10 protein-coding genes are annotated in these 12,039 nt (G+C 65.0%); 3 read left to right on the forward strand and 7 right to left on the reverse strand.

Translation table 11 applies throughout. The annotated features are described in order from the left end of the window. Positions 1–9: 9 nt before the first annotated feature. The 3 genes from pstB (at position 10) to phoB (ending at position 2,250) form a co-directional block, all read left to right on the forward strand. Positions 10–777: a phosphate ABC transporter ATP-binding protein PstB gene (gene pstB / locus J3454_RS02620; RefSeq protein ID WP_296717114.1), complete on the forward strand. Its 768-nt coding sequence runs from the start codon at positions 10–12 to the stop codon at positions 775–777. Next, entirely contained in the window at positions 777–1,445 is a 669-nt protein-coding gene (gene phoU, locus J3454_RS02625) for a phosphate signaling complex protein PhoU (protein ID WP_296716849.1), read from the forward strand. The genes pstB and phoU overlap by 1 nt, the downstream gene beginning before the upstream one ends. A 115-nt stretch (positions 1,446–1,560) precedes the next feature. Further along, positions 1,561–2,250, forward strand: coding sequence for a phosphate regulon transcriptional regulator PhoB (gene phoB, locus J3454_RS02630; protein ID WP_296716852.1), 690 nt, complete (start codon positions 1,561–1,563; stop codon positions 2,248–2,250). A 2-nt stretch (positions 2,251–2,252) separates the two neighbouring features. Here the strand turns inward: phoB and J3454_RS02635 are convergent, their stop codons facing one another. From J3454_RS02635 to J3454_RS02665, 7 genes are all read right to left on the reverse strand, one after another. Further along, the gene (locus J3454_RS02635; RefSeq protein ID WP_349512200.1) at positions 2,253–2,915 is read right to left on the reverse strand and encodes an extensin-like domain-containing protein; all 663 of its coding nucleotides are present in this window, start codon (positions 2,913–2,915) and stop codon (positions 2,253–2,255) included. Positions 2,916–2,995: 80 nt separating this feature from the next. Further along, on the reverse strand, positions 2,996–6,562 hold the full coding sequence (locus tag J3454_RS02640; protein WP_349512201.1) for an error-prone DNA polymerase: 3,567 nt from the start codon (positions 6,560–6,562) through the stop codon (positions 2,996–2,998). 1 nt (position 6,563) lies between these two features. After that, positions 6,564–8,024 (reverse strand): UdgX family uracil-DNA binding protein, encoded by a 1,461-nt coding sequence (locus tag J3454_RS02645; RefSeq protein WP_349512202.1) that lies wholly within the window; start codon positions 8,022–8,024, stop codon positions 6,564–6,566. Next, a complete protein-coding gene (locus J3454_RS02650; protein WP_349512203.1) occupies positions 8,024–9,262 on the reverse strand; it encodes a putative DNA modification/repair radical SAM protein in 1,239 nt (412 codons plus the stop codon). Before J3454_RS02650 ends, J3454_RS02645 begins: the two co-directional genes overlap by 1 nt. Positions 9,263–9,360: 98 nt before the next feature. Then, positions 9,361–9,693: a PilZ domain-containing protein gene (locus tag J3454_RS02655; protein ID WP_349512204.1), complete on the reverse strand. Its 333-nt coding sequence runs from the start codon at positions 9,691–9,693 to the stop codon at positions 9,361–9,363. Positions 9,694–9,748: 55 nt separating this feature from the next. After that, complete coding sequence (locus tag J3454_RS02660; protein WP_349512205.1) at positions 9,749–11,362, reverse strand: Y-family DNA polymerase; 1,614 nt, start codon at positions 11,360–11,362, stop codon at positions 9,749–9,751. Beyond that, entirely contained in the window at positions 11,262–12,032 is a 771-nt protein-coding gene (locus J3454_RS02665; RefSeq protein WP_349512206.1) for a recA-like protein, read from the reverse strand. Before J3454_RS02665 ends, J3454_RS02660 begins: the two co-directional genes overlap by 101 nt. Positions 12,033–12,039 lie beyond the last annotated feature (7 nt).

Consider the following 12,039-nt stretch of genomic DNA (forward strand, 5'->3'; position numbering starts at 1 on the left):
CATCCCAATATGACAGACGAAAGCGCGAAGATTCGCGCGCGCGATGTCTCGGTCTATTACGGCGACAAGAAAGCGATCGACGATGTTTCGATCGACATTTCGCCCGATTACGTCACCGCGTTCATCGGGCCGTCGGGTTGCGGGAAATCCACATTTCTGCGCTGCTTCAACCGGATGAACGACACCATCAGTGCCGCGCGCGTCACCGGCCTGATCGAACTGGAGGGCGAGGATATTCACGGCGACCGGATGGATGTCGTCCAGCTGCGTGCACGGGTCGGGATGGTGTTCCAGAAACCCAACCCCTTCCCCAAGTCGATCTACGAAAACATAGCCTATGGCCCCAAGATCCACGGGCTGGCCGAAAAGAAGGCCGATCTCGACGTGGTGGTCGAACGTTCACTGACCCGCGCCGGACTGTGGGAAGAGGTCAAGGACCGGCTCGAGGATTCGGGCACCGCGTTGTCCGGCGGCCAACAGCAGCGCCTGTGCATCGCCCGCGCGATCGCGGTCGATCCCGAGGTCATCCTGATGGATGAACCCGCCTCGGCGCTCGATCCGATTGCCACTGCCAAGATCGAGGAACTGATCGACGATCTTTCCGGCCGCTATGCGATTGTCATCGTCACCCACTCCATGCAACAGGCTGCCCGCGTCAGCCAGCGCACGGCCTTCTTCCACCTCGGCAAGATGGTGGAATATGGTCCCACATCCGAGATCTTCACCAATCCGATAGAGGAACGGACGAAGGACTACATCACAGGAAGGTACGGCTGATGGCCGAACATACGGTCAAGGCATTCGACGAAGACATCACCCGCTTGCGCGGGCTGATCGCCGAGATGGGCGGCCTTGCTGAGGTCGCGATCCACGAAGCGCTCGATGCGCTGGTGCGCGGCGACGTGGAGCTCGCGGAAAAGGTGGTCGCGCGTGACAAGCGGATCGATGCGCTGGAAACCGAGGTTGACAAGCTCTCCGTGCGCATCATCGCCCTGCGCGCGCCCATGGCCGACGACCTGCGCGAAGTCATTGCCGCGCTCAAGATCGGCGGGGTGGTCGAACGGATCGGGGATTATTCCAAGAACATCGCCAAGCGGGTCGGCATGATCGAAGGCCGCGCGCGGTTCGAACCGCTGACCCTGTTGCCTGCGATGGGCGAACTCGCCAGCGAGATGGTGCACGATGTGCTGACGGCCTATGCTGCGCGCGATCCTGATCTGGCGCGCGAAGTGATCGCCACCGACGCGAAGGTCGACGCCTTCTACAACAGCATTTTTCGCAATCTCGTCAGTCATATGGTGGAAAATCCTTCGACCATTTCTAGTGCTGCGCAGTTGCTGTTCGTGGCCCGCAATATCGAGCGGATCGGTGACCACGCGACCAACGTCGCCGAGATGGTGTATTTCGCCGCGACTGGCTCTTACCCGCCCGAAGGCGACCGATAAGTCTTGTCATTTCCGTGTGGAAAACTTGTCGGCTGCGGTTTCATCAAATTGTAGCTGAAGTGAAACATAGGATCAGGCACCGCCCCTCAGGAGGGGCTTGAGGAGGCATCACCGTATGTCCGCTGCCAAACTGCTGCTGGTCGAAGACGATCCTGCCCTGTCCGAACTGCTGGAATACCGTTTCCAGAATGAAGGTTACAACGTGCGCTGCACCGGCGATGGTGACGAGGCACTGGTGCTGGCGAGCGAAGACGTGCCCGACCTCATCATTCTCGACTGGATGATCGAAGGCACCAGCGGGATCGAGGTCTGCCGCCGGTTGCGCCGCGACAAGGAAACCGCGCACGTGCCGATCATCATGCTGACCGCGCGCGAGGCCGAGGATGACCGCGTGCGCGGGCTGGAAACCGGCGCGGACGATTACCTGACCAAGCCGTTCTCCCCGCGCGAATTGCTGGCCCGCGTGGCGGCAGTGATGCGCCGGATTCGTCCAGCGCTAGCCGGGGAGACGATCGAGGTGGGCGATATCCGGCTCGATCCGGTGGCACACAAGGTGCAGCGCCGCGGCCGCGCATTGCAGCTGGGACCGACCGAATACCGCTTGCTCAAGTTCTTCATGGAAAGCCCCGGCCGGGTGTTCAGCCGCGGGCAGCTGCTCGACGGCGTCTGGGGCACCGGCTCGGACATCGAACTGCGCACGGTCGACGTTCATATCCGCCGCCTGCGCAAGGCGATTGGGTTCGACGGCGCGAAAGACCCGATCCGCACGGTGCGCTCGGCCGGATACGCGCTCGAAGCCACCTGACCCTAGCGGCAGACACCCGACCAGCGTGGGCTCTGGTCGAGGTGGAAGTGATCGGCATGGGCGGCGTTGTAGTCGGGCGACAGCACGGTGGAAAACCACTGGCATGCTCCCTCGCGCGCGCGGCGCAGGAAGCGTGCTTTTTCGCCTTCGCCATCCCAGTCCGCGACAAGGCTGATGCGGCGTCCGTCGTCCAGCACGAAGGCGGTGATGTCGATGGCATTGGCGGTCGCGTGTTCGCTCCACGGCCCTTCGGCACTGCCATAGGTGCGGCGGCAGGAATACGCGCCGAGATGCTCGATTCGGGCGATGCCGGTGCCGAAAATCTCCTGCGCCGCCGGAGCCAATGTCTTGCTGCGCCACAATTCGAGCGCAGCGGCGGCGGAGCAGGTAACCGGCGGGGTATCCGGCGCGAGAGGGTAATCTTCCAGCCTGGTGCGATCGGGCCGTGCGCAAGGCCCCTCGCCCACCGGGTCGAGCGTTTCATTAACCACTCCGCTGCGCTCCAGCACTGCCCGGCAATTGGCGACATCGTCTCGCAGTGTCGCCAGCTTGCCGGCGGTTGCCCACCCGACCGGGTGGTTGAGATTGAGCGGTGCGGTGGGATCGTGTTCGGGGTGGTCCTTGATCCAGCGCCACCCTGCGATGGGCAGCGCAGCGAACATCATCAGCACAATAATCGCACGATCGGTTCGAAATCTTCCGATGCGGCGACTGATCGGGGTTTGGGACCGCTTGCTTGCCATGCTCAGTGAAAGTCGCGGGAACGCGGAAGTATCCGGTGGTTGCGCGGATGGGTGCTGACATTGGGACGGGGTGCAAGTTCATCGATCATGTCCCGCGCGGTCAGCGCCTCGCGTCCCTGCGGCGGCTTGCGCCCGGTAAGCGGCGCGTTCACGTGATCGGCGCGAGCGAGCGGTGCTTCCAACAGATCGTCCGAAAGCGCGTGGAGCGCAGGTGTCGCATCGGTCATCGACTGGGCGATCACGTGGATCACCTCGTCATCATATTCCACCCGCCCGCGCACCTCCATCAACCGCGCGCCCATCACCACCTTGCGATGCTTTTCCTTGAGATCGGGCCACACCACGAGGTTGATCACGCCGGTCTCGTCCTCCAGCGTGATGAAGGTCACACCCTTGGCGCTGCCGGGACGCTGACGGATCAGCACCACGCCCGCGACCTGCACCATGCTGCGGAACTTACGGCTACGCAGATCGGAAGCGCGCACAAATCCGCGCGCGGCAAGGTCTGCGCGCAGGAACGCCATCGGGTGCGCTTTCAGGCTGAGCCGGGTGGTCTGGTAATCGGCCACTACCTCTTCCGACAAGGGCATGGAAGGCAGCGCAATCCGCGTCCGCTCGGCCCCCTCCTCGCGCACTCCGGCAGCGCGGAACAACGGCAGATCGGGCGCGGCAATCAGGCTGCGGGCGTCCCATAGTGCCTGCCTGCGGGACAGCCCCAGCGAGATGAAGGCATCGGCGCTGGCAAGCCGCTCGATATGCGCAGGCGAAAGCTCGGCGCGCGTCCGCAGATCGGCGATATTGCGGAAAGGTTCGCCCTCTTCACGCGCAGCTACCAGCGCGGCAGCGACATGCTCGGGCAGCCCGTCGATCTGCCGCAGGCCGAGGCGCAGGGCGTGCTTGCCATCCTCCCCCTCCCCTTTGAGCGTGCAATCCCAGCCTGAATGGTTCACATCCACCGGCAGCACCCGCACCCCATGCTCCGCCGCATCACGCACGATCTGAGCCGGAGCGTAGAAGCCCATCGGCTGCGAATTGAGCAACCCGCAGGCAAACGCTGCCGGATAATGGCACTTCAGCCAGCTTGAGACATACACCAACTGGGCAAAGCTGGCGGCGTGGCTTTCGGGAAAGCCGTACTCGCCGAAGCCCCGGATCTGGTTGAAGCAGCGCTGGGCGAAATCGCGGTCGTATCCGCGCGCGACCATGCGTTCGACCATCATGTCCTGCAATTCATCGACCATGCCCCGGCTGCGGAAGGTCGCCATCGCCTTGCGCAGACGGTTGGCTTCGAGGCTGGAAAATTTCGCCGCATCCAGCGCGATCTTCATCGCCTGTTCCTGAAAGATCGGCACGCCCAGCGTTCGCCCGAGGATGCTGGTTAGCTCGTCCGGCGGGCCGTGTTCAGACGCGGGCGCGGGGATTTGCACCGGTTCCGCCCCTCGGCGGCGCTTCAGATAGGGGTGCACCATGTCGCCCTGAATCGGGCCGGGACGCACGATCGCGACCTGAATGACCAGATCGTAGAACTCCCTCGGGCGCAGGCGTGGCAACATGTTCATCTGCGCCCGGCTTTCGACCTGAAACACCCCGAGCGAATCGCCCTTGCGCAGCATCGCGTAGGTTTCCGGATCTTCGCGGGGGACGGTGGCCAGCGTCAGTGCGCGGCCATGATGCGCCCCCAGCAGATCGAGGCATTTGCGGATGCAGGTCAGCATCCCCAGCGCCAGCACATCGACCTTGAGAATGCCCAGCGCCTCGATATCGTCCTTGTCCCACTCGATAAAACTGCGTTCGGGCATCGCGCCGTTGCCGATCGGCACGGTTTCGGTCAGCGCGCTTTCGGTGAGGATGAAGCCGCCGACGTGCTGGCCCAGATGGCGCGGCATTCCAATCATCTGCTCGGTCAGCTTCAGAACGCGCCGGAGGTGTGGATCGGTCACGTCCAGCCCAGTCTCGGCCGCATGCTTCTCGCTGATCTCGCGTCCCCACCCGCCCCATACCGTGCGGGCTAGCGCGGAGGTGACGTCCTCCGACAGCCCCATGGCCTTGCCCACCTCGCGGATCGCCATGCGCGGGCGGTAGTGGATCACGGTGGCGCATAACCCTGCGCGGTGGCGGCCATATTTGCGGTAGATGTACTGGATCACCTCCTCGCGCCGCTCATGCTCGAAATCGACGTCGATATCGGGCGGTTCCTTGCGTTCTTCGGAGATGAAGCGGTCGAACAGCAGCTGGTGCTTGGCCGGGTCGACGCTGGTGATGCCGAGGACATAGCAGACGGCGGAGTTCGCGGCGCTCCCCCGCCCCTGGCACAAAATCGGCGGATCGCACCCGCGCGCGAAGTCGACGATGTCCTTGATGGTGAGGAAGTAGCGCGCCAGATCAAGCTTGGCGATCAGCGCCAGTTCGCGTTCGAGCGTGGCCCGCACGGTTTCAGGCAGGCAGTCGGGATAGCGCCGCCCTGCCCCGGACCAGACTTCGGTTTCGAGGAATGCCTGCGGAGTCTGGCCGTCAGGATAGATTTCTTCCGGGTATTCATATCGCAATTCGTCTAGGCTGAAGCGGCAGCGGTCCGCCACCTCGCGTGCTGCGGCGATGGCATGGGGCCAACGCGCGAACAGACGCTGTATTTCGCCCGGAGACTTGAAATGCCGCTCGGCATTGGGGTGGAGCAGGTGGCCGGCTGCCGCCACAGTGGTCTTGTGCCGGATCGCGGTCATCACGTCCTGCAACGCACGGCGTTCGGGCGCATGATAATGCACATCGTTGGTGGCGAGGAGACCGAGACCGTGGATACAGGCCAGCGCGTCCAGCCTTTCAATCCGGGCAATGTCGTCGCCGCGGTAGAGGTAAGCGGCGGCGATGTGGCGCAAGTTCGGCAGCTGGCGGGTCAGGTGGGGCAAGATCTCGGGGAAGGTGGCGGTGAACTCAATAGGGCCAAAATGGGTGGTAATGGCACCCCCATCCTGCTTGCAGGAGGGGCTGGGGGTAGGCCCTTCGTCAGGCTCGCCACACTCGCTCCCACCCCTAACCCCTCCCGCAAGCGGGAGGGGAATTACATTGCTGGGCACTTTGATCGTGAACGCAGCATCCAGATCGTCGGGCGGCAGCAGGATCAGCTGCACGCCTTCGGAATGTGCGCCCAGCAGGGCAAGGTCGATCTCACACACCCCCTTGTCCTGCCATTCCCCGGCAAGCGTCTGCATCCGGCCCGCACTGATCAACCGGCACAGGCGGCCATAGGCGGCGCGGGTTTCGGGGTAGGCGAGGAACGCCAGCCCTTCGACCGTCTCAATCCGGCAACCGATCACCGGGCGCAGCTTGAGCGTCTTGGCCTCGGTATGTAGCCGCACCACCCCGGCCATCGAATTGACGTCCGCAATCCCGACCGCGTCGTAGCCGTGGCTGTGCGCGGTCAGCACCAGATCGACCGCATCTGATGCCCCGCGCAGAAAGCTGAAGCAGCTCGCCAGACCCAGCTCGACGAAGGGCGCACGCGGCGGGGCGGCGACCGCATCGGGATCAATCGCAAGCGTGCGCTTGTCGGGGGTCAGCGGGGCGTCGGGCATCTCAGCCTGCCAGCTCTTCCAGCCGCTCCTTCACCGCCGCAAGGTCGCTTGCGAACAGTGCGGCCTGTGTTTCGCGCGCCTCGCCATCCAGACGCAGCAGGTAGGATGGGTGCGCCGTCACCCACAGCTCGCCCCCATCTTCAAGCGCGAGCGGTGCCCCACGCGCCCTGGAGATGCTCACCGTCCGGCCCAGCAGCCCGCGCGCCGCGCTGGCACCGAGCGCCAGCACGAGGCGAGGTTTCACAATTTCGCGTTCGGCTTCCAGCCACCAGCGGCAGGTATCGATCTCCTTTGCGCCCGGCGACTGATGCAGCCGGCGCTTGCCCTTCCACACGAATTTGAAGTGCTTGACCGTGTTGGTGACATAGGCGGCGCTCCGATCAATGCCGGCGCGGACGAGATAGTCGTCGAGCAGCTGCCCGGCAGGCCCGACGAAGGGCCGTCCGGCGACATCCTCCTGATCGCCCGGCTGTTCGCCAACGATCATCAGCGCAGCGCCAATCGGCCCTTCTCCCATCACCGCGTGGTTATCGAGCTCGCCGATCGGGCAGTTGCGACAGGCGTGGATCGCCTTGTCCACACCTGCCAGCGTCGCGGGCTTTTCGCCCATATTCAGGCTGCCCGATGACACCATCTGCGCCTCCCTCGCCTGTGCCCCGGCGATCAGCTGCGGGATCAACTCCGCCTCGGGCAGGTTCTTCCAGTATTTCTTCGGCATCTCCGAAAGCATCGCGCCGACCTTGAGCCGCGCGGGATTGAAGATCGAAGCGTAGTAGGAGCGCCACAGATCTTCGACAGGATCACCTGCGGGCGCGTCGGAGCGCCGGGCGGGCGGGCCTTCGTGCATGGTCTTGCCGTCCCAATGCACGCTGCCGCGCGGGGTCAGGATCGACCAGCGCATATTGGCGAAACGGCGCATGAAGAATGCCGCCTCGGCGCGCAGGATATGGTGATCGGGTTCGAACCAGGCGACGAAGTGCGGCGTGCCATCCTCCTCGGCAACCTCGCGGAAGCGGACGAAGGCGTGCATCTTGTGCGCATCGCGCCGCACCGCCTTGGCCAGTTCCTCAATCCGGCGCACCTCGAGATCGGCCTTGTCTTCCATCAGCCGCGGATTGCGCTGAAGCCGCCACAGCACGCGATACAGCAGCCCGAATCGCGCCGGATCGGTGTGCAACGCGGCGCTGCGGGCCACCGTCAGGAAGCGCTGGCTGGCGCGCACCGGAGAGCCATCAGCAGGCGGCACCGGCAGGCGCATTTCGCTGCGCGATGGTCCATCGGACGCGAACAGATCGCCGGTGCCGCCCGGCTCGATCCACGAAACCCGGTCAGGCGGGACATCGCATTGGATCAACCCGCGCGCCCGTTCACGCCAGAACGCGAAATCGTCGGGCGCGGGCAGATGCACGGCGTAATGCGCGCCGAGGCTGACGTTCTGCCCCAAGCGTGTTTGGACGGTCATCAGAACAGCTCCAGCTGTTCCTGCTTCGGCGCGAGCAGACCGCGCAGGTCGGCGCGGTCGGTCAACAGCGTGGGCCGCCAGTCGAGCGTGCAGATGAAGGGCCGCACCTTGGCGATCGAGGCAGTCAGCCGCGCGACATCGTCCAATCGCAGCGTCCGGTGCCGCCGCGCCGCGAGTATCCGTCCGACCGCCTGCGTTCCCAGCCCCGGCACCCGCAGCAGTTGTTCTTTCGCAGCGCGGTTCACGTCGACCGGAAAGCTTGCGCGGAACTTCAGCGCCCAGGCGAGCTTGGGATCGATATCGAGCGGCAGATTGCCATCCGCCTCGGCCGCATCGGCGACCTCTCCCGGCGCAAAGCCATAAAACCGCATCAGCCAGTCCGACTGGTACAAGCGGTGTTCGCGCAGCAGTGGCGGGCGCTTCAGCGGGAGCACCGCAGAAGCATCGGGAATCGGCGAGAAGGCGCTGTAATAGACGCGTCTGAGGCCAAAACTGCCATACAGCCGGCTCGCCTTGCCGATGATCGCCGTGTCATTGGCATCATCCGCGCCGACGATCATTTGGGTCGACTGACCCGCAGGCGCAAACCTGGGCGCGTGGCGGAACCGCTTGCGTTCGTCCTTGGCCTCGATGATCCGCGCCCTGGTGCGCCCCATGGCGCCTTCGATCTGCGTTTCGTCCTTATCGGGTGCAAGCCGTGTGAGGCCTGCGCGGGTCGGCAGTTCGACATTGATCGAAACCCGGTCGGCATACAGCCCGGCCTCGTGGATGATCTCGGCATCGGCTTCGGGGATGGTCTTGAGGTGAATATAGCCGCGAAAATCGTGCTCTTCCCGCAGTATCCGCGCAACTTCGACCATCTGCTCCATCGTGTGATTGGCGCTCTTGACGATGCCGGAGGACAGGAACAGCCCCTCGATATAATTGCGGCGATAGAAGTTGAGCGTGAGATCCACCACCTCCTGCGGGGTGAACCGCGCACGCGCCACGTTCGAGCTTTTGCGATTGATGCAGTAGTGGCAATCGAAGATGCAGTGGTTGGTCAGCAGCAATTTGAGCAGCGAGATGCAGCGGCCATCGGGCGCATAGGCGTGGCAGATGCCCATCCCTTCGGTCGAGCCCACGCCTTTCCCGCCCAGCGAATTCTTTTTCGCCGTGCCGGATGACGCGCACGAAGCGTCATACTTCGCCGCGTCAGCAAGGATTTCGAGTTTCTGGCGGAGTGTTTGCTGAGTCATCGGAGGCTTGCGGGAACCATGGGGAACACCTTTCGTGTTCCTTATATGTTCCTACACACTCATTGCCAAATGCAAAGCTTGCAAGCGGCTATGACTGTTCAGGTCGATTGATCCTCTGGAGGAGCACTCTGCACAAATCCGATCTTTTCAAGCAGGAAGTCCAGCACCGCCGGGTGAATCGCGCCTTCAAAGGCCACTCCGGCCACCGGCCCATCCACCCATGCAACCGTACCGAGCGGCGCATTGATGCCGCCGACCTTCATGGTCACCCGGTCGCCGATGGCGGCGAAGCCGGGCTTGCCGCGAAGCTTGCAACCGCCTTCGGAAATGTCGATCAGATCCACGAACACCACGCGCGAACGCACACGGCTCTTCACCATCAGGCTGAGCGGACGGCGCTCCGAGGCGCGGCGGATCGTTTGCAGATTCATGTCGGCTTCAATTGCACAAATCGGTAAAGGAAATCTGAGCGCCGAGCTGCAAATTTCACGCGAACAGGCCTTGCAGGAACCATTCCGGCACGCCCCCGCGTCCATCGCCCGCCAGCCCCGAACGATAAATCCAGTAACGCCGCCCCGCCTCGTCCTCGATTCGGTAGTAATCGCGCAATCGCGTGGTCGAACGTTCGCGCCACCATTCGGGCGCGATGCGTTCCGGCCCCTCCACTCGCACCACTTCCCGCACCCCCCCGCGCCAGCGGAAGCGCTGCGGGAAACCATCGGGCGAGGCGTAAAGCACTGCAATCGGCTCTGCCCGGTCGAGCAGCTTCAAGGGGCGGGCATGGAAGGCAAGCAGCCCTTGCGTCGGGACGAGCTGATCGAGCGGGGCCTGCCAACCCTGCGCACGTTCGGGAATGTGGCTGGCGCGAGGCACCGGGCGCGAGACCGCTTTCGGCCCCAGTCGTACGCTCAGCCGGTCGATGCAGGCCGCGATTGATGTGCCATGCTGCTCGGCCGCCGCATCAAGATCCGCCTGCGACAGCGCCAGCGGCTCGCTCCAGCTGGCGCGTAGCTGCACTGTCTCGATCCCGAATCCCGCCTCGATGTCGTCGAGCCGCGCCGCGAACAACCGGATCATATGGCTTGCCTCGCGGGTGGCGGCGGCGAGTTCGATGCGGCGCCACAGCACCTCGCCATCGACCCGCCACAGCGCCAGTTCGAGCCGCCGCGCGCCCTCCCCCCGCGCCTCGAGCGCACGCACCATGTCCGCGGCAAGATCGCCCACCACCTTATCGAGCAAGGTGCGGTGACGCAGCGGCTCCATCAACCGGCGCTGCACCATCGGCTGCGGCCGGGCGAGCACCGGCAGCAGCGGCTCGGGCACCTTGCCCAGCAGCTGATCGAGCCGCAGCAGCGGATTGGCGGCGGGCGAACGGCGATTGCGGAACCGGCGGCGCAAGCCGTCGCGGGCGGCGGCCTCACCCGCTGGGTCATCCTCCGCACCGCTGACCCCGGCGAGTTCGCCCAGCCGCTTGATCCCCAACCGCCGCAGCACGGTCAGCACATCATCATCAAGCCGCAGCGCCGCCACCGGCAGATCGCCGAGCAGCCGCATCGGATCGTCTCCGGGCAGAAGGATGGCCCCCGGTGGCGCGAAACGGGCAAGCGCCCATGCCGCTCCGGCAGTGGGACCAAGCGCGGCGCGCACCGTCAGCCCGCGCTGCGCAAAGGCGGCGGCGACATCGGCCAGCAGCCGCGCCTCGCCCCCGAACAGATGCGCCGCGCCGGTGACATCCACCAGCACGCCATCGGGCGGATCGAGCGCGCTCCACGGCCCCCAGCGCTGCGCCCACAGGGCAAGCTTCTCCAGCGCGGTCAGATCGCCTGCCGGATCAGCCGGGACAGCGGCAAGTTGCGGACACAGCGCGCGCGCATCAGCCAGCAGCATCCCGGCCTGCGCACCGGCAGCAAGGCCTGCGTCATTGGCGGCGGAAATCCGGGGGCCGTGCGCGGTCTCGGTGATCAGCGCGGTCGGCACTGTGTCGGCAGCGGCACGATTGTCAGGCGCGTGCGCGAGCCGCCAGCGATCGACCGACAGTCGGACGAACCAGATCGCCAGAATCCGTCGCGGCGAAGGCTGGATCGGGGCGTAGTGTTCCATTTGCATCGTTCAATATCCATTCGCCCGGCGCATGGCTGCGCGCGCGAAACAGCTCTGCCCGCCACGTGGCATAGCCTGGCGCAGCCGGGTTCCAGCGGGGGTGCGGCGACGGGGCGGCACTCACCCGCCAACGCATACGGGCCGAGGACAGATCAGGCGCGGCATCCAGCCGCACCAGCCACAAGGAAACCCCATGGCGTTCGGCGGTCAGGCTCAAACGTCGCGACGCGGTGAAGGACAGCGCGCGCGGATTGCCAGCAATCTCGCCGATAACGCAGACCAGATCGCGGCATCTGAGCCCTTCTTCGAGTGCGAACAGCGCATCCTCTGGCGTAGCAGCGGCGACATGAATCAGACGGTGACGCAGATCGGGTGGCAGGCCTTGCACACAGGGCCGCCCGCCCAGCCGGATCGTCACGCGATCCTGCACCCACAGCACCTGGCGACGATCATCATCCTCGCCTGCCGCAGCAAGCGCATCGCGCGCCAAGGCAAGCGCCAGCCCTGCTCCGCTCGCCTCGCCGCCGGATGCAAAAATCTCGGAGTGCAGCGGCTGCTCTTCCAGACCCGGACGCCAGCGCGCATCAGGTCGCCGGGCGGCAAGCGCGCGCGGGATGCGGGAGCGGAGGAAGGGCGCAATCGCCCGCGATGAGGCAGTGACTTCAGGCATGGAACGA

The sequence above is a fragment of the Erythrobacter sp. NFXS35 genome (genome assembly GCF_040148725.1).
Lineage (GTDB): Bacteria > Pseudomonadota > Alphaproteobacteria > Sphingomonadales > Sphingomonadaceae > Erythrobacter.

Excerpts from the sequence above, each read along its gene's own strand:
- J3454_RS02635 (WP_349512200.1), bottom strand. The coding sequence starts at position 2,915 with ATGATGTTCGCTGCGCTGCCCATCGCAGGGTGGCGCTGGATCAAGGAC.
- J3454_RS02645 (WP_349512202.1), bottom strand. The coding sequence starts at position 8,024 with ATGACCGTCCAAACACGCTTGGGGCAGAACGTCAGCCTCGGCGCGCAT.
- J3454_RS02640 (WP_349512201.1), bottom strand. The coding sequence starts at position 6,562 with ATGCCCGACGCCCCGCTGACCCCCGACAAGCGCACGCTTGCGATTGAT.
- J3454_RS02655 (WP_349512204.1), bottom strand. The coding sequence starts at position 9,693 with ATGAATCTGCAAACGATCCGCCGCGCCTCGGAGCGCCGTCCGCTCAGC.
- pstB (WP_296717114.1), top strand. The coding sequence starts at position 10 with ATGACAGACGAAAGCGCGAAGATTCGCGCGCGCGATGTCTCGGTCTAT.
- J3454_RS02660 (WP_349512205.1), bottom strand. The coding sequence starts at position 11,362 with ATGGAACACTACGCCCCGATCCAGCCTTCGCCGCGACGGATTCTGGCG.
- phoU (WP_296716849.1), top strand. The coding sequence starts at position 777 with ATGGCCGAACATACGGTCAAGGCATTCGACGAAGACATCACCCGCTTG.
- J3454_RS02665 (WP_349512206.1), bottom strand. The coding sequence starts at position 12,032 with ATGCCTGAAGTCACTGCCTCATCGCGGGCGATTGCGCCCTTCCTCCGC.
- J3454_RS02650 (WP_349512203.1), bottom strand. The coding sequence starts at position 9,262 with ATGACTCAGCAAACACTCCGCCAGAAACTCGAAATCCTTGCTGACGCG.
- phoB (WP_296716852.1), top strand. The coding sequence starts at position 1,561 with ATGTCCGCTGCCAAACTGCTGCTGGTCGAAGACGATCCTGCCCTGTCC.